At 33.1% G+C, this 19,526-nt stretch carries 12 protein-coding genes and 1 tRNA gene; 5 read left to right on the forward strand and 8 right to left on the reverse strand.

The features are described 5' to 3' along the window. Positions 1-12: 12 nt before the first annotated feature. Together DG508_RS04575 and DG508_RS04580 are read left to right on the forward strand one after the other, a co-directional pair. Entirely contained in the window at positions 13-1,317 is a 1,305-nt protein-coding gene (locus DG508_RS04575) for a DUF819 family protein (protein ID WP_108867003.1), read from the forward strand. 88 nt (positions 1,318-1,405) lie between these two features. Then, the gene (locus tag DG508_RS04580) at positions 1,406-2,116 is read left to right on the forward strand and encodes a DUF4369 domain-containing protein (RefSeq protein ID WP_108867004.1); all 711 of its coding nucleotides are present in this window, start codon (positions 1,406-1,408) and stop codon (positions 2,114-2,116) included. An 83-nt stretch (positions 2,117-2,199) separates the two neighbouring features. On the opposite strand, the gene DG508_RS04585 is transcribed toward DG508_RS04580, so the two are convergent. The 3 genes from DG508_RS04585 to DG508_RS04595 all read right to left on the reverse strand — a co-directional run bounded on the left by DG508_RS04585 (position 2,200) and on the right by DG508_RS04595 (position 4,671). Then, the gene (locus DG508_RS04585) at positions 2,200-3,708 is read right to left on the reverse strand and encodes a T9SS type A sorting domain-containing protein (RefSeq protein ID WP_108867005.1); all 1,509 of its coding nucleotides are present in this window, start codon (positions 3,706-3,708) and stop codon (positions 2,200-2,202) included. Between the two features lie 564 nt (positions 3,709-4,272). After that, positions 4,273-4,346, reverse strand: a tRNA-Thr gene (locus DG508_RS04590). A gap of 58 nt (positions 4,347-4,404) precedes the next feature. After that, the gene (locus DG508_RS04595) at positions 4,405-4,671 is read right to left on the reverse strand and encodes a hypothetical protein (RefSeq protein WP_108867006.1); all 267 of its coding nucleotides are present in this window, start codon (positions 4,669-4,671) and stop codon (positions 4,405-4,407) included. A gap of 176 nt (positions 4,672-4,847) precedes the next feature. Here DG508_RS04595 and idi point away from each other — a divergent pair, with 176 nt between their 5' ends. Both idi and DG508_RS04605 read left to right on the forward strand, forming a co-directional pair. Then, positions 4,848-5,414: an isopentenyl-diphosphate Delta-isomerase gene (gene idi, locus DG508_RS04600; RefSeq protein ID WP_234418175.1), complete on the forward strand. Its 567-nt coding sequence runs from the start codon at positions 4,848-4,850 to the stop codon at positions 5,412-5,414. Beyond that, complete coding sequence (locus DG508_RS04605; protein WP_108867008.1) at positions 5,411-5,821, forward strand: 6-pyruvoyl trahydropterin synthase family protein; 411 nt, start codon at positions 5,411-5,413, stop codon at positions 5,819-5,821. The genes idi and DG508_RS04605 overlap by 4 nt, the downstream gene beginning before the upstream one ends. Positions 5,822-5,964: 143 nt before the next feature. Here DG508_RS04605 and DG508_RS04610 read toward each other — a convergent pair whose 3' ends face one another. The 3 genes from DG508_RS04610 to DG508_RS04620 are packed head-to-tail and all read right to left on the reverse strand — an operon-like array spanning position 5,965 to position 12,448. Then, a complete protein-coding gene (locus DG508_RS04610) occupies positions 5,965-7,926 on the reverse strand; it encodes an OmpA family protein (RefSeq protein WP_108867009.1) in 1,962 nt (653 codons plus the stop codon). A 26-nt stretch (positions 7,927-7,952) separates the two neighbouring features. Further along, positions 7,953-8,909, reverse strand: a complete 957-nt coding sequence (locus tag DG508_RS04615) for a PorP/SprF family type IX secretion system membrane protein (protein ID WP_108867010.1) — start codon at positions 8,907-8,909, stop codon at positions 7,953-7,955. A gap of 53 nt (positions 8,910-8,962) precedes the next feature. Next, positions 8,963-12,448 carry a T9SS type B sorting domain-containing protein gene (locus tag DG508_RS04620; protein WP_108867011.1) on the reverse strand — a complete coding sequence of 1,162 codons (3,486 nt, stop codon included), beginning with the start codon at positions 12,446-12,448 and terminating at the stop codon, positions 8,963-8,965. 585 nt (positions 12,449-13,033) lie between these two features. On the opposite strand from DG508_RS04620, the gene DG508_RS04625 reads away from it, so the two are divergent. Next, the gene (locus tag DG508_RS04625) at positions 13,034-14,620 is read left to right on the forward strand and encodes a peptide chain release factor 3 (RefSeq protein ID WP_108867012.1); all 1,587 of its coding nucleotides are present in this window, start codon (positions 13,034-13,036) and stop codon (positions 14,618-14,620) included. A gap of 127 nt (positions 14,621-14,747) precedes the next feature. On the opposite strand, the gene DG508_RS04630 is transcribed toward DG508_RS04625, so the two are convergent. Together DG508_RS04630 and rpoC are read right to left on the reverse strand one after the other, a co-directional pair. Continuing rightward, positions 14,748-15,062 (reverse strand): DUF3467 domain-containing protein, encoded by a 315-nt coding sequence (locus DG508_RS04630; protein WP_108867013.1) that lies wholly within the window; start codon positions 15,060-15,062, stop codon positions 14,748-14,750. A 78-nt stretch (positions 15,063-15,140) separates the two neighbouring features. Next, positions 15,141-19,442, reverse strand: a complete 4,302-nt coding sequence (gene rpoC / locus DG508_RS04635) for a DNA-directed RNA polymerase subunit beta' (RefSeq protein WP_108867014.1) — start codon at positions 19,440-19,442, stop codon at positions 15,141-15,143. Positions 19,443-19,526: the final 84 nt, after the last annotated feature.

A 19,526-nucleotide genomic window follows, 5' to 3' on the forward strand; every position in this document is an offset into this window, starting at 1 on the left:
AGAAAAATATACATGGAGAATGTTCCGTTTTTTACTGATGATACTATTGTTTTTGGTATCCTTCTACTTTGTTTAGGTCTTATTTTTTATACATCATCTTTAGAGAATAAGTTTTGGAAAACATTTTATAAGTATATTCCTGCCATATTACTATGCTATTTACTACCAGCTGTTTTTAATTCTTTAGGAATTATCTCCCCCGAGTGGAAAGAGCTTGATAGTGAGGGAGAACTTATAAAAAAATCTTCTAATGTCTATTATGTTGCCAGTAGATACTTACTCCCAGCAGCACTTGTATTAATGACATTGAGTATTGACCTTAAAAGCATTACTAATCTTGGTCCAAAAGCACTAATTATGTTTTTAACAGGAACAATAGGTGTTATCATAGGAGGGCCTATTGCGGTTCTTCTTATTTCTATGATCTCTCCTGAAACTGTTGGAGGCGCAGGGTTTGATGCCGTATGGCGAGGACTATCTACATTAGCTGGCAGTTGGATTGGTGGTGGTGCGAACCAAGCTGCTATGCTAGAAATATATCAATATAACCCAGAAAAATACACAGGTATGGTATTGGTTGATATTGTCGTTGCCAATATATGGATGGCAATATTATTATTAGGAATAGGTAAAAGTGATAAAATTGATCGTTGGCTAAAGGCTGATAATAGCGCTATTGAAGCGCTAAAACAAAAAGTATCAAGCTATTCAGAAAGTATTACCAGAAATCCATCACTAACAGATTATATGATTTTATTAGCGATCGCATTTACTACCGTAGGAATTGCACATTGGGGTGCAAAAGGGATATCTAATGCTTTATCTGATAATTTTGAAATTTTTAACGACCCTAGCTCGGCCTTATCTTCTTTTACTTCCACCTTTTTTTGGATGGTTACCATTGCTACAGTTATAGGAATTATATTATCCTATACCAAAGCAAAAAAATATGAAGGAGCTGGTGCTAGCAAAATCGGTAGTATTTTTATCTACGTCCTTATTACGACTATTGGAATGAAAATGGATATTGGTAGAATTTTTGAAAATCCAGGGCTTATTGCTATTGGCTTAATCTGGATGGCAATTCATGTCTTACTACTTTTTGTCGTTGCCAAATTAATCAAAGCTCCTTATTTTTTTCTCGCTGTAGGTAGTAAAGCTAATATCGGGGGGGCGGCTTCTGCTCCTGTAGTTGCAGCTGCATTTCACCCTTCACTAGCAACAGTAGGTGTTCTTCTTTCTGTTTTTGGGTATGTGGTAGGGACTTATGGAGCAATTTTATGTACTATATTAATGCAAATTGCATCTGGAAGTTGATAAAAGAGCTTAGATTTTTAAAATCCAGACTTTATTTACAATAAAAACTTGCATATTTGTGACCCAATTAAAAACCAATAATTACAAGATGAAATATTTATCTGCCATATTCTTTCTATTTACGGTATTAATCAGTTGTAATGCTCCAAAAAAAGGAAATGTGACCATTACAACAAATATAAAAGGACTAAAAAAAGGAACCGTATACCTACAAAGAATACAAGATACAGCCTTGGTCAATATAGATTCTATAACTATAGATGGTGATTCTGAATTTATACTTACCTCTCAGGTTCAAGAACCTGAAATTCACTACCTCTATTTAGATAAAAAAGACGGAAAACAATATAATGACCGTATTGATTTTTTTGCCGAACCTGGAGAAATTTCTATTTCTACAAGTTTACTTGATTTTGAAAATGATATAAAAATAAAAGGTGGTAAAAATCAAGAAAAATACATGGAGTATAAAAAAATGCTCAAACGATTTAATGATAGAAACCTAAGGATTATCAAAGAAAATTTTGAAGCCAGTAAGCAAAAAGATGATGAAAAATTGATAGAAAATGATAAAGCTTATAAAAACCTTGTTCGTCAAAAATATTTATATACGATCAACTTTGCTATCAATAACAGAAAACTAGAAGTAGCACCTTATATAACACTAAACGAAGTATTTGATGCCAATATAAAATTTCTAGACACTGTTGCTAGTTCATTAAGTCCTAAGGTAAAAAAATCTGTATATGGCAAGCAATTAATCAAGTATATAAAAGATCGTAAAGCAAAAGAAAAATAGGATTTAATGTTTTATATAAAACAATTTCCCTGTAATGTACAGGGAAATTGCTTTTATTTATTATAATATAACTATCGTACATATTATGATTTAATAAAAGTAGTCGTATTTGAAATTCCTTTATCATCTACAAACTTTAAGATATACATTCCTTTATTAAGACTCTGCACATCTATTTCTTTATTATTTATAACACCTTCTTTTATCAATACTCCTGACACACTATATAATTGATAAGAAACTGGTTTTTGATCTACAGAAAAATTTAGTTTATCAGTTGTAGGATTCGGAAAAATAGTTGGTCTTTTTTTGATATCTTTTTGTTCTATAAAAGGACTCAAGTTTACCGAAGCTTGACAATCTCCAATTTTAACCCATTCATTATTTTGAAGTTCATATAGAACATTATCAAAAACCACTTTATCACCATCATTATAAATCATACCCCAAACATATTGAGGAACTCCATCACAAGGATCTTGACCGCCCCCATTACCATAAACAGCAGCTAAAAAATCTGGAGATGTTACTCTTATTCCAATTTTTTGAGAATTATCACCCCCAACACAAATTGATGCCGAATGAATTCCAATTGCTTTTCCTGTTGCGGCATCAATAATAACAGAACCAGAATTACCACTAGTACTATCTACATTATGGTTAAAAGAAAGATCTGTTAATCCAGATAATTGGTTAGTATGTGTTTGCTGTGTTCCATTTTTTGTAGGTTCATCATCCAACCCATAACCAGTGATTCTAATTCTATTTCCTGGAGTTGATTGCTCCAGCTCAAAATATTTTCTTTGAGCTTGTAATGGTGTTAACCTAGTTTCATTATTAGGATACACCTCAAATACAGCCCAGTCCAGTCCTTCGTATAATTCACCTCCCATAAAAGGAACCCATTTACCTCCTTCTTTAATAGTATTTAAATTTACTATATATTGATCTTCTGGTGGTGAATGAAGAAAAGTTCCATCTGGAGCAGATGGAGGAACATTAAATTCAACCGTTGCTCTATTATCTCTCATAGATCGAACACAATGCCCCGCTGTTATCATTTTTCCATTAGAGACAATCCATGAAGAGCAGACTCCTTTAAGATAAAAAATTCTACCTACAGCCGCATCATTAGAAGCAACTCTCCGGTCATTACCACTACAGAAACCATCTTTGTCTGTTATACTGCTTTTATTTTTTAATCCTTTGTCATAACCACTAATAGTTAGCCCTACATCAGTTCTTTTTTCAGGATTTGTTATTGTAACCGATAAAGTATTCCCATTAAAATAGGCACTACTATTACCCCATTCCTCCATTCTTTTTGAATCTAGAACCTGTGTTCCTCCATCTTTTAAAGATGTAATTGTAATAGAGGCATACTCTGATAATTTGACATCATCAAAATACAAACGAATCCAATTTGCATCTGGTATGGTTAACGTTTTTTGTATTACAGATGCTTTATGAATTGACGAGCCTTTTTCAAAGTATAATTTTTCATTATATATGCTGTATTCTTGTTCAACTTGTCCATATGAATATACTATTGACAATAATAAAACAAAAATGATTTTATAGGTTTTAATCATAATTTCTAATATTTTAAATTAATTCTTTATAACAATATAATTGGCTCGAACCTATTCAAAATTAGATATTTAAATGATTTTCATTTTATTATTTAACCTTTTTAGTACATTTTAATTTTTTATTAAGGATCATAATATTTTTCTTAAATAAGCTTATTTTCAAAAAATGATTATACTCTTATCAAAAGTTGGCTATCCATTAGTTATAGGTATTTTTCAGGATCATTTTTAAAAACGGTGTATGAATTAAGAGTAGAATTTTTGTAGAAACTCAATAATCGAGAAACATTAACTGGTGTAGTCCAAAAGACATTCTGTTTGATAAAAAAGACGAAACTTTTAACCTCCTGATAAAACGATGTGTTAAAATTTGCTAAATGATTGTCAATCATTTAGTCATAGAAGTCTCTAATGAGACCTTGAAAAAAATACTATTGGACTCTTTTTAGATCAACCAAAATATTTTCACAAATACAACAATTAGTCTTTGATCCTATAATAATATTACATCTTTTACCATTTTAAAGCAAAAAAGTCCTGAATTAACATTCAGGACTTTTTAAGAGCCGATAGAGGGACTCGAACCCACGACCTGCTGATTACAAATCAGCTGCTCTAGCCAGCTGAGCTATATCGGCAAAAGCGGTTGCAAATATAATCTCTACAACCATTTTTACAAATATTTTTTAAAAAAAATTATAGTGCATTTACTTTTTTTACCAATTCAGTAGCTGTTTTCTCCAAATCATCACGTAAAGTTTTAAAATGTTTCTTAGCATTTTCTAGTGAACGCTCATTAGCTCTAGCCATAAATCCATCAAATGATGTTATTGCCTCATCAATAATTTCCTCTCCTGATTTGTTATCCTTATCAGGGTTCTCTAACTCCCATAGATAAACTGCTTCTATAATATCTCCTAAAACGTAGTTTATATCTTTCTTAAGGTCTCTCTTGTTTGCCATAATCAAATTTATTTTCTGCAAAATTAGTGTTTTCCATTCAATAATACCTATGTAATATTAATTTACACATAGATTCACATTAACTTTTATTCTGTACAGAATTACTATTTGCTTATATCTCTAAAGTCTTTTATTATTTATGACCATAAATATTACACTGACATGAGATATAGATTATGAATTGCTCGTACGATTTTGTAATTTTGGCGCAATTAAAAATAATGGAAGAAGAAGAAAAAGTTATTCTGGTTAACAAAAATGATGAGCAAATAGGATTAATGCCTAAGCTAGAAGCACACCAAAAAGCTGTATTACATAGAGCTTTTTCTGTATTTGTTATTAATAACAAAAACGAATTGATGCTTCAACAAAGAGCTCTTCATAAATATCATTCTCCTGGTTTATGGACAAATACATGTTGTAGCCATCAAAGAGAAGGAGAAAGCAATATTGAAGCAGGAATGCGACGATTACAAGAAGAAATGGGGTTTACTACTCCTCTCAAAGAATCGGTCTCGTTTATATACAAAGCTCCTTTTGACAACGGACTTACAGAACATGAGTTTGATCATGTATTATTGGGCACCTATGAGAATGCTCCTGTTATCAACCCTGAAGAAGTAGCTAATTGGAAATGGATGCCAATAGAAGTCGTAAAAGAAGATATCCTAAAGCACCCTGAAACGTATACAGAATGGTTTAAAATCATTTTTGAAAAATTTTATTCACACATAACCTTATGAGGATTAAAGCTTGTAGAAAAGCGCATTTTAATGCGGCACATAGATTATACAGGAAAGATTGGAGTGATGAAAAAAACTTTGAGGTATTTGGCAAATGTAACAACCCAAAATATCACGGGCATAACTATGAGCTTATAGTTGCAGTTATAGGAGAAGTTGACCCTGAAACTGGTTTTCTTATGGATCTTAAAATTCTAAAAGAATATATAAAAACTGAAGTAGAAGAATATCTAGATCATAAAAATCTAAATGAAGAAGTTGTAGAATTTGCTGATCTAAATCCTACTGTAGAAAATATTGCAATAGTCATATGGAATAGATTAAGAAATAAGCTACTACCAAAATTTGACCTTGAAATTACTTTGTATGAAACTCCTCGCAATTTTGTAATTTATTCAGGACACTAAACAGTAATTTCTTATACTACCAAAATAATTACCACTATAAAAGATTAATTATTTTCATCATATAAAACTATAAAACAAAGTGCCTTACTAGAAAAGTAAGGCACTTTGTTTTATATCAATAATTTATTTATTATCGCACACAATTATTTTACAATTATAAACTCACTTCTTCTATTTAATTGATGTGCTTCTTTTGTACAGTTGGTATTATCTACACAATCATTAACTGGTTTGGTTTCTCCATACCCTTTTCCTGTTAATCTATCTTTAGATATTCCTTTATCTACAATATAATTTACGGTAGCTTCTGCCCTCTTCTCTGAGAGATATAAATTATACGCATTATCACCATGACTATCTGTATGTGATCGTATATCTATTTTCATTTTAGGATGCTGGTTCATTACCTCGATTACTTTTGCCAACTCTACTTTAGCATCAGAACGTATCTCAAATCCATCAAAACTAAAGTAGATAGGATTAAGAGATAACACTTTTGCTAAATCATCCCCGATATCAGCTGATTTAATTTTCTTTTCTAAACTAAGTGGAGTGTCTTGCACCTGTGTCTCTGCCAACGTATTCACTAGTTTTTCCAATGTTATGTATTCATCTTTTTCAGCTCTTACAAAATATTTGGACTCACAATCTACCAATTGAGTATATGTAGCTTCTTCTCCTATCACTACACTTTGCAGAAGAGTATTGTTACTGTCGTAAACAGAAATTTTGGTTCCAGAAAGTAATTCTCCTGTATCCTTATCTGTAACCAATCCAGCAATTGTAATTTCACAAGGATTTCTCAACTCTTCAATTTCAATAAATCCATATACATCATCACTTCCTTTTCCTCCTGATCTATTTGATGAGAAATATCCTCTTTTAGAACCATGGTTTATTATGAATGCAAAATCATCTTTTGCTCCATTAATTGGGCGTCCTACATTGATTACCTTTTTTTCTTGTTTAGTTTGTGGATTTAGCGATGTAACAAATACATCCAACCCACCTAGTCCCATATGACCATCAGACGAAAAATACAATACATTATCCTCACTTATAAAAGGAAATGTTTCTTTACTTTCTGTATTAATTCTATCTCCAAGGTTTTTTGGTTCTCCAAAATTCCCTTCTTCATCTATACTCACCTCATATATATCAGACAAGCCTTTTCCTCCAGGCATATCCGATGAAAAATATAATGTTTTCTCATCGTTACTTAATGTAGGATGTGCTACAGAATATTCATCACTATTAAATGGTAAACCTTGAGGGGTTGTCCACCCTCCTTGATCAGTTTTATAAGAACGATATATTTTTAGTTTATTAGTCCCTTTTTGATCACGGCCAATTTTTCCATCATTAAAATTATTCCTTGTAAAATAAACTGTCTGCTCATCTTTGGTAAACACAGGTGTAGATTCATGAAACTTTGAATTTATTTTACCACTCAGTCTCTTTACTTTTGAAAAACTATTATTTACAGAGTCATACTCTGTTTCAAAAAGATTTAAAAAAGCTTCATCATTCCATTGATGAACATTTTTGTTTAACCTTAAAGTATCTCGCGAGGAGCTAAAAACAATCTTTTTTCCATAAAAAGCAGCACCAAAATCTGCAAAGATCGAATTTACAGCTAAGTTTTCTACTTCGTATCTTCCTGATTGAAAATCGATTTGTTTCAAATAATCAGGCCCATCTGCAAATAATTTTGCTCGTTGATCATTATTATTAAGGTCTGCAAATTTTTGCATATACTTATCTGCTTCCTCATATTTTTCTACAGATTTTAATGTTTGTGCATATCTAAAATAATATTCAGGTTTCACTTCATCTGGATAAGAATTCACTAACTCCTCATACCATTTTAAGGCATCTTCAAACTGACTATTAAAATAATAACTATCACCTAAGTTCATAAAAAGGTCAGCGCTTTTATACCCTTTTTTTACAATTTTAAGATATGTCTCTTGCGCATCAATATATTGATACTTATCATATTGATTTTTTGCTTTTTGCATTTTCTTTTCTTGTGCAAAAAGAGTATCATTTGCAAAGAATAATGATATAAAGGCTAAAAGCGATATAAGTAAATATTTCTTCATAATTTACTGTTGTGTTAAAGTTTTGATTAAAAGAAACGAGGTGTTAGCATTCTGTTATATTTTTTAAAGAGTTCAAACCTCAACATGACCTCGTAACTACCATCATTAAACTGTGTTTGTCCTAATTCTGTAGTTTCTCTATCATAGGCAAAACCAATCATCATAGAATCTGACACCTGAAAACCTACCATTGCACTTACCGCAGCATCCCAACGATAACCCACCCCTAAAGTCAAGCGATCATACAATAAAAAGTTTGCTGACAAATCTACTTGTAAAGGCGCTCCAAATACTAATTTACCCAGTAATGCTGGTTTAAATTTCACATCATCACTCAAATCAAATACATGTCCTGCAATCAAATAGTAATTGATACGTTCTTCTGCCAGAAAAGTTGTTGCTGTACTACTATCATCTGTAGAGCTCTCATCAAAATGATCTGTTTCTAATAAATTAGGAGTACTTAACCCTACATAAAAACGATCCGTATGATAGTAAAATCCTACTCCAACATTAGGACTGAATTTATTATCTATATTATTTTCGAATAAGCGATCATTGCTTGTAAATTTTGATAATTCATTTAGATCAACATTTAATAAATGTCCTCCTGCTTTTAACCCAAAGCTCAATTTCCCTTGTTCTGACGTAGGAATAGTGTATGAAAAATCAATATCAAAATAAGTTTCATCTGTTGGTCCTATCTGATCATTAACAATTGATACTCCCAAACCAATTCTCTCATTATCTCCGATAGGAGTATTAAGTGTTAAAGTTTGAGTACGGGGTGCTCCATCCAATCCTACCCATTGACTACGGTGTAACCCCATAATACTCAAAACACCACGACTACCTGCATAAGCAGGGTTTACACTTATTGTGTTATACATATATTGAGTATACTGAGCATCTTGCTGAGCATTGACAAAAGTAGTAGTAAAACCTACAATGGCAATTACAAATATTTTCAATAGTTTATCCATAAGTATTTTAATTCGATTTAGGGAATAACAAATATATAATATTCCAAATACATTTATCTATTTATATACAGGTAACCCGCTTTAGACCTAGCGATTCCACTGGTATTTTCATATTCTAATACATAATAATATGTTCCTACAGGTAATCTTTTTTCACTATTTATTGTAGCCCTTCCATTACTAACTCCTTCAAAAAATCTAGCCCCTGGTTGTTCATATGCATCTTCTTCAAAAACCATAACTCCCCAACGATTAAATATTCTCAAAGTATTATTAGAAAAATTATGTAACCCTATGATTCTAAACTGATCATTAACCCCATCTCCATTTGGCGAAATTCCTGTATAAATCTCTACCTCATCACTAGGCTCAATGAGCAATACGGTAATATCTTCAAAATCCCCATCTCCATCAATATCAACATTGGTTTCATCAAAGGGATCATCTGATATATCAGTTATATCATTCCCATCTGAATCCAAACCTGTAACAGTTGCTTGATTAGATACACTCCCTCTAAGTAGGTCTTCTTCTGTCAAAACATAAGTAGCTGTAAAACTATCTGTGTCTTGTTCTCCTACTTCCAGATCGATGGGGCCTCCTATTACCTCAATTCCTGGCAATGGATCACTAAGTAATATGTTTGTAATAGTTAGATTTCCAGTATTTTCTACAGTAAAACTGTAATGTATTTCATCGCCTGCATTAATAGCGTTATCATTATTTGCATCTACATACACTCCTGTTTTAATAAGCTCCATATTGGCTACTCCTATTACTTCAACTGTTACTGTAGCATCATCACATATCAATGGATCAACGATACTACACAAAGTGTAAGTAAATATATAATCACCTGGGGAAGTATTTGGAAGTACAATCACTTCTCCTGTAATGGGGTCTATACTAACTCCATCTCCAAGGTCTGAATCAGTTACAGTCATAGTTACATCTGTTCCCAAGATAGCTCCGTTTCCATTAATAGTATCATTATCATCTACTATATTAATAGAATTACCTCCTGTTTCACCATCTATCACCAAATGATCATCATTGGCCTCAATATTACATATTGGTGTGTTTACAGTAATTGTTTTTTCACAAGTTGTCACAATATTTACTGTAATATCTGTATCAGTCCCCAAAGGAATTTCTGATATACTCCATAAATTACCAGAAACGTTTGTCACTATACCAGAGGTGCTGGTAACTACTCCTGCGCTTACAGTTACTTCTAATGAATATGTCATCATATCTATAGAGCACGATGGTAAACTAGTTACAGAAATAGTAGGCAAAGCATTTACTGTAAGTATCTTTACATCAGAAATCTGAGTTGCACACAAATATGATGAGTTAGATAAAACTACTCTATATTGATTACCATTATCGGTTATCGAGGCGTTCGTAATCGTTAACACATTTGTGGTTGTAGTGCTATAGATACCTGTATCTGTAAGATCATCCCATGTAGTACCATTAAACAATTGCCATTGATAAGTATTGACATCTGTAGCTGTTACTTCAAATGTTGTATCTGTATTTGCACAAATTATTGAGTTTGATGGTTGTACTGTTATTACAGGAGGTGCTCCTGCGGTGGTAACATTAGTATTCGTACCCGTATACCCATCGCTTCTAGAGGTCACTCTTCCATTTGCATCAACAGTAAGTCCAACTCCAAATGTACCAATCCCTAAATATCCATTGGTATCTCCATCTGTATATCCAGCTTCAATTACATCATCACAGCCATCATCATCACTATCTGAGTCAATAAAATCAGGAACTCCATCGGGAGTAACTTCTGAATCCGCAATACTATAATCTACAACTCCACTATTTGCTCCACTGGTGCCTTGTACCAGATCAGGAATACCATCTGTTCCAAAAGTTCCATCTACAACACCATTTGTATGTGGTTGCATATGCCCTGCTTCTTCTGCATCATAAATACCATCATTATCACTATCTAAATCCAGATAATTAGGAACTCCATCATTATCACTATCTAAGTTATTACAAACAGATAATATGATCTCTACTTTATCTTTTCCAAAAGCATTTATACCTGATTGTACAAACTGTAGTCTCACTGTAGATACATTTCCGTGTACTCGCAAAGAACCTGCCGCACTACCGTCTGCATCATTTTCTGTACTTTCTCCTGTAGCTCCTGTAGGAGGTATAATTTCTACTCCCCCATCTCTTACTGTAGTTGGTCTTGTTCTAAAATCTGATGTTCCTTCTAATGGAGCCCAGGTTAATCCATCTAATAATGTTATCTCTGCAGAGTTTTGATGTGTCCCAAATACTCCTCCTATACGATCAAAATGTAAAATAGGATTTGTAACTTGAATCGGATTACCTAATGCATCTTCAAAATTAATAGTCAATATCGAATCCCAATGATACTCATTTTCTAATGATACATTACCGCCTAAATTTTCTGACCAAAAACCTGCTCCTAAAGGATTAAAATCTGCCAACACAAATGGATCAGGGTTTGTGGTTGTAAGCTTTGCAATGACACCATTTCCAAAGTCATAGGTTGCTGTAGTTCCAGCAATCGTCCAACTGCCAGATTCAATAAGTTGGCATGCTCCTTCATCTATATCTAAAATCCCATCATTATCATCATCAAGATCACAACCATCGGCAACATTATCATTATCTATATCAATATCATCTTCATACCCCATACATATATCTGACACATCTGGTATACCATCATTGTCTGTATCAGCTGTAGTACATACTTCTAACATGAATTCTATATCATCATTACCAAATCCAGCCACACCAGCTTGTACAAATTGTAATGTAAACGATGTTATTACACCGTTAATCCTTAAAGAACCAGCCGCTGAGCCATCATCATCATTCAAACTACTTTCTAAACCTGGAGTACTACCAACAGGGGTTCCTGCTCCAGCATCTCTAACTGTTGTAGTTGTAGCTTGAAAATCATTGGTCCCTCCTAAAAAAGTCCATGTCAATCCACCTTGCAGTGTAACTTCTGCAGAATTTTGTTGTGTTCCAAATAATCCTCCTAAACGATCAATATGCAATATAGGATCCTCTATATTTACTGGATTACCAAAACCATCTTCAAAACTTACTGTTAGTGTCGAATCCCAAGTAAATATATTTTCTATAGACACATCCCCTTCTATACCATTGGACCAAAACCCAGTTCCTGCAGGATTAAAATTACCAGAAATAAAAGGGTTTGCTGTTGTAGTGGTTATTCTAGCTATTACTCCATCCCCAAAATCATATAATGCTGTGGTACCAGAAATACTCCAAAAACCTGATTGTTGAATAGAGCACATTACTAATGGAGCTTTATAAACTGTTTCTATACCTGAACCATCTTTACTATGCCCATTAATAAAGTTTTTTTTATTTATACCTGCTCCTTTTAGCGTTTCGACATGTAGTGTAGAAAATAATAAAAGTAATACCAAAAAAAATTGCTTCCAGAAATTACTATACTCGTATTTTGCCCCTTTTTTAAGAAATGTGTTTTTTCTCATACTGTTCTATCTTTTAAAATAATACAAAACAACCCGCAACAAAAACCATTGTGTTGTTACGTGAAAACCATAAATATAGGGGGAGTGCAAATGTTATGATATTTTTTCAGTATTTAATAAAATATTCCTGTAAAAATTATGTTTTTCGTTAACAAACATTTTTTTTAGACAAAAAACACATCATTTCCTACATTATCCTCACATTCTGATATTTTTGATTAGCTTATTGATATATCTATATACTATTCTTATAAAGTTGTACAACAGATTCCATAGCAACAATTAGTTTTCATTTTAAAAAACAAAGTAAAATGACCCTCTTTTTATTAAGGGAACTCAAATTAAAAATGGTACTGTTCAATATAATTAAGCTTAGTACATGAGTATTTATATTTTATAATAAGCAATTATAATTGCGTATATAACTATGTTATTTTAATACTATATTTGCATCCTTGTTTAATAATCTAATAACTACTATAGTTAATAGATTTTGATAGGTTTAGCTATTTTATTAAAATTCTTTATAGCTCAGGCCTAAAAGATGATTATCACCATATTTATAGAATACTAAAGTAGTACCAGATGAAATTTACTGATGAAATAGGAAGAAGAAGAACTTTTGGAATTATCTCTCATCCCGATGCAGGTAAGACAACACTAACAGAGAAATTGTTACTTTTTGGGGGGGCTATTCAAGAAGCTGGAGCTGTAAAATCTAATAAAATAAAAAAAGGAGCCACTAGTGACTTCATGGAAATTGAGCGTCAAAGGGGTATCTCTGTAGCTACTTCTGTATTAGCCTTTGAGTATGAAGGTATCAAAATCAATATTTTGGATACTCCAGGGCATAAAGATTTTGCGGAAGATACATTCAGAACCTTGACAGCTGTAGATAGTGTAATTGTAGTAATCGATGTTGCAAAAGGAGTTGAGGAACAAACAGAAAAACTGGTTTCTGTATGTAGAATGAGAAATATCCCTATGATTGTGTTTATCAATAAACTGGATCGAGAAGGAAAAGATGCTTTTGAATTGCTGGATGAAATCGAACAAAAACTGGGGCTTAAGGTTACTCCCCTTAGTTTTCCTATAGGAATGGGCTATGATTTTAAAGGTATTTATAATATCTGGGAAAAAAACATTAATCTCTTTAGTGGAGATAGTAGAAAAAACATAGAAGAAACTATAGAGATATCTGATCTATCATCAAGTGAACTTAATGACACTATAGGAGATGATGCTGCAGACACATTGCGTGAAGAATTAGAGCTAGTTGAGGGTATCTATCCAAAATTTGAACAAAATGAGTATCAAAATGGTAGTTTACAACCAGTGTTTTTTGGCTCTGCATTAAACAATTTTGGTGTTAGAGAGTTACTAGATTGCTTTATTACTATTGCTCCCCCTCCACGACCAAAAGAAAGTGACATTCGAGTTGTACATCCTGAAGAACAAGATTTTACTGGTTTTGTATTTAAAATTCATGCCAATATGGATCCTAAACATAGAGATCGATTGGCTTTTATAAAAATTGTTTCTGGAACTTTTGAAAGAAACGTACCTTACTTACACACCAGACATAATAAAAAATTAAAATTCTCTAGTCCTAATGCTTTTTTTGCCGAAAAAAAGGAAATTGTAGATATTTCATACCCTGGTGATATTGTAGGGTTACATGATACAGGAAATTTTAAAATCGGAGATACTCTTACCAAAGGTGAAATCCTTAATTATAAAGGAATTCCAAGTTTTTCACCTGAGCATTTTAGGTATATTAATAATGCCGATCCTATGAAATCTAAACAATTGGCAAAAGGAATTGATCAATTGATGGATGAAGGGGTTGCACAGCTTTTTACGCTCGAAATGAACGGAAGAAAAGTTATTGGTACTGTAGGAGCATTACAATACGAAGTAATTCAATACAGACTAGAGCATGAATATGGAGCAAAATGTACATATGAAAACTTAAATGTACATAAGGCTTGTTGGGTAGAGACCGAAGATGAGAATAGTGATGAGTTTAAAGATTTTAAACGAGTAAAAAGTAAATTTCTTGCAAAAGATAAACAAGGGCAATTGGTATTTTTTGCAGATTCATCTTTTAGTCTACAAATGACTCAACAAAAATATCCATCTATACAATTTCATTATACATCAGAATTTTAGCCCCTAATTTCCAAGACGGGACAATACATACAAAAAAACCTCATAAAATTAATTATGAGGTTTTTTTGTATTTCACATGATCCTTATAAAGATCTTTTCTTGTTGCAATAATAGTTTTACAATTATCCTAAGCTTCTCCTGTAGGTCCAAAATTCATAGGAATAGGTGGTTGATCATAATCTTTGATCTCTCCATTAGCTTTTTCAAATCGGTTTACATTGTCACTAAGTGCTTTTAATAACCTTTTGGCATGTTGCGGAGTTAATATTATTCTGCTTTTCACTTTGCTTTTAGGTCTACCCGGCATAATATTTACAAAATCAACTACAAATTCAGAAACAGAATGATTTATAATTGCAAGGTTACTATAGGTTCCATCTGCAATATCCTCATCTAATTCTATATTCAATTGATTTTGGTTCTGATTTTTATTATCTGCCATATCTAATTTTATTTTAGAATATCTTTTTTTATTCAAAAAAAGAAAGCCTGCCTAAAAAGGCAGGCTGTTCATATTATATTAGTTATAATTAACTTCTTGTCGCTGTTCCATTCTTTCTTCAAACTCATCGTTTGAACCAACAATGATACTTTCGTAATCTCTCATTCCTGTTCCTGCTGGTATTCTATGTCCAACAATTACATTTTCTTTAAGACCTTCAAGTGTATCAATTTTACCGCTTACCGCAGCTTCGTTTAATACTTTTGTTGTTTCCTGGAATGATGCTGCAGAAATAAATGACTTCGTTTGTAGTGAAGCTCTTGTAATACCTTGCAGTATTGGCGTAGCCGTAGCAGGAGAAACTTCTCTTGCTGTCACTAAATTCTTATCATCTCTACGTAATGAAGAGTTCTCGTCTCTCAATTCTCTAGGAGAAATAATCTGACCTGCTTTAAGGTTTTCACTATCTCCTGCATCTTCAACTACTTTCATTCCAAAAATTTCATCATTTTCTTCGATAAAATCAGACTTATGGACTAATTGGTTCTCTAAGAAAATAGTATCTCCTGGATCTTGAATTCTTACTTTACGCATCATCTGGCGTACAACAACCTCAAAGTGTTTATCATTAATTTTCACACCTTGTAATCGGTATACTTCCTGTACTTCATTAACCAAATATTGCTGTACAGCAGAAGGCCCTTTAATCTTAAGGATATCTTCTGGTGTAGTAGAACCATCAGATAATGGCATTCCTGCACGTACATAATCATTTTCCTGAACAAGAATCTGATTAGAAAGTTTTACAAGATATTTCTTTATCTCTCCGATTCGTGATTCAACAATAATCTCACGGTTACCACGCTTGATTTTCCCAAAGGATACTACACCATCAATCTCACTAACTACAGCTGGGTTTGATGGGTTACGTGCTTCAAATAATTCAGTTACTCTTGGAAGACCCCCTGTAATATCACCCGCTTTTGCAGATTTACGTGGAATCTTTACAAGAATTTTCCCTACTTTAATCTTATCACTATCATCTACCATAAGGTGAGCTCCTACTGGTAAGTTGTATGAACGTAATACTTCGTCTCCTTTTCCTAATATATGTAAAGTTGGAATCTTTTTCTTATCACGAGATTCAGAAATTACTTTTTCTTGGAATCCTGTTTGTTCATCAATTTCTACTTGATAGGTAATACCTTGTTCGATATTTTCATATCTTACTTTACCTGCAAATTCTGAAATAATAACACCATTATACGGGTCCCATTGACAGATTACTTGATCTGCATCTAATTTATCTCCATCAGCAATAAACAATTGAGATCCATAAGGAATTAAGTTTGTACTTAAAACAATCTTAGTTTTTGGATCTATAATTTTCACCTCTGATGTACGAGAGATTACTACATCAATTTCATTTCCTTCGTTATCTTCTCCTTTTACAGTTTTAAGCTCTTCTATTTCAGCTTTACCTGCAAATTTAGATTTTAATTGATTTTCTTCAGAAATGTTACCTGCAATACCTCCCACGTGGAAAGTACGTAGTGTAAGCTGTGTTCCTGGTTCTCCAATAGACTGAGCCGCTACAACACCTACGGCTTCACCTATCTGAACAGTTTTTCCTGTAGCTAGGTTACGTCCGTAACATTTTACACAAATTCCTTTTTTAGCTTCACAAGTAAGTGCAGAACGTACTTCTACAGATTCTACAGGAGAATTCTCTATAATCTTAGCAGTTGCATCATCTATCTCTGTTCCTGCTTCTACAAGCACTTCCTGAGTCAATGGATTTACTACATCAACCAATGAAGTTCTACCTACTATCCTTGCAGCTAGTCCTTCTATTATTTCTTCATTTTTCTTTAATGGAGTTACTTCAACACCTCGTAATGTACCACAATCTTCTATGTTAACGATTACATCTTGAGCTACATCTACCAAACGTCTTGTTAAGTATCCTGCATCTGCCGTTTTAAGTGCCGTATCTGCAAGACCTTTACGAGCCCCGTGAGTTGATATAAAGTATTCTAAGATTGATAGTCCTTCTTTAAAGTTAGAAAGAATCGGGTTTTCGATAATTTCTCCACCAGCAGAACTTGCTTTTTTAGGCTTCGCCATCAATCCACGCATACCTGTCAACTGTCTAATCTGCTCTTTTGACCCCCTTGCTCCAGAATCAAGCATCATATACACCGAGTTAAACCCTTGTTGATCTTCTCTAATACGTTTCATTGACAATTCTGTCAACTCTGCATTGGTTGAAGTCCAAATATCAATCACCTGATTATAACGTTCGTTATTGGTGATCAATCCCATGTTATAGTTTGCTACGATGTTATCTACTTGCGTATTGGCATCAGCAATCATGGTATGCTTCTCTGCAGGAATAATTATATCTCCTAAACTAAATGATAATCCTCCTTGAAATGCAAAATTATATCCTAATGTCTTAATCTCATCAAGGAAAGCTGCAGTTTCAGGTACACTTGTAACTTTCAAAATCCCTCCGATAATATCTCTAAGCGATTTTTTTGTCAATACCTCATTGATATATCCAGCTCTTTCAGGAACTTTCTCGTTAAATAAAACTCTTCCTGTAGTAGTTTCGATTATCTTAGTAACGATCTCTCCTTCTTCATCAATATCATTTGTACGTACTTTGATATTTGCATTAATATCTAATTGCTTTTCGTTATACGCAATGATTACTTCTTCTGGTGAATAGAAAGTAAGATCTTCTCCTTTTATTATTAATTCTGGAGTTGATCTACGAGACTTAGTCATATAATACAGTCCCAATACCATATCCTGAGAAGGTACAGTTACTGGCGATCCATTTGCAGGGTTTAGAATGTTATGTGATGCTAACATCAATAACTGAGCTTCTAAAATTGCTTCTGGCCCTAATGGTAAATGTACTGCCATTTGATCTCCATCAAAATCGGCATTAAATGCTGTACATACCAATGGGTGTAATTGTATTGCTTTACCTTCTATAAGTTTTGGCTGGAATGCCTGTATACCAAGACGGTGAAGCGTAGGAGCACGGTTTAATAATACAGGATGTCCTTTTAAGACATTCTCTAAGATATCCCATACAACAGGCTCTTTTCTATCTATTATTTTCTTTGCTGATTTTACAGTTTTTACAATACCACGTTCTATCAGTTTTCTGATCACAAATGGTTTGTAAAGTTCTGCTGCCATATTTTTAGGAAGACCACATTCAAACAACTTCAATTCTGGTCCTACAACAATTACAGAACGTGCTGAATAATCCACACGCTTACCAAGTAAGTTCTGACGGAAACGTCCTTGCTTACCTTTTAATGAATCAGAAAGTGATTTTAACGGTCTGTTAGAATCAGTTTTTACGGCAGATGCTTTTCTTGTATTATCAAATAAAGAATCTACTGATTCCTGAAGCATACGTTTTTCATTACGTAAAATCACTTCAGGAGCTTTGATTTCCATTAATCTTTTCAAACGATTATTACGTATAATTACTCTACGATATAAATCATTTAAATCAGAAGTTGCAAAACGACCTCCATCTAATGGTACTAACGGACGTAATTCTGGCGGAATTACCGGTACTACTTTTAGTACCATCCACTCTGGATTGTTTTCTCTATTCTTATTTGCATCACGGAAAGACTCTACAACTTGAAGACGCTTTAATGCTTCTGTTTTACGTTGTTTAGAGGTTTCGTTATTTGCTTTATGTCTTAATTCATAAGATAGCGCATCCAAATCAATTCTTCTCAGAATTTCGATAAGGCATTCTGCACCCATCTTAGCGATAAATTTATTAGGATCTGTATCATCCAAATATAGATTTTCTTGAGGAAGACTATCTAATATATTAAGATATTCTTCTTCTGTAAGGAAATCCATTTTCTGTACAGGTTCTCCTTCTTCATTCTTGGCAATACCTGGCTGAATTACTACATAACGCTCGTAGTAAATAATCATATCCAGCTTCTTAGAAGGAAGTCCTAATAAATATCCTATTTTATTTGGTAAAGAACGAAAATACCAGATATGTGCTACTGGTACAACTAGGTTAATATGTCCTACTCGGTCTCTACGTACTTTTTTCTCGGTTACTTCTACACCACATCGATCACAAACGATTCCTTTGTATCGAATTCTTTTATATTTACCACAAGCACATTCAAAGTCCTTTACAGGTCCAAAAATACGCTCACAGAACAAACCATCTCGTTCAGGTTTGTGTGTACGATAATTGATAGTTTCGGGTTTAAGTACTTCTCCTTGAGATGCTGCTAAAATCGACTCAGGAGAGGCTAAACCTATAGAGATCTTATTAAATCTCTTTACTGCATTCTTATCATTATTTCTTGCCATAATATATGGTTACTAAAGAATTATTGTATTTTAAAATTGAATAGTATTTTGATATACAAACTGCTTCCTTGGATACTATCTCAG

The organism is Aquimarina aquimarini (assembly GCF_900299535.1).
GTDB lineage: Bacteria > Bacteroidota > Bacteroidia > Flavobacteriales > Flavobacteriaceae > Aquimarina > Aquimarina aquimarini.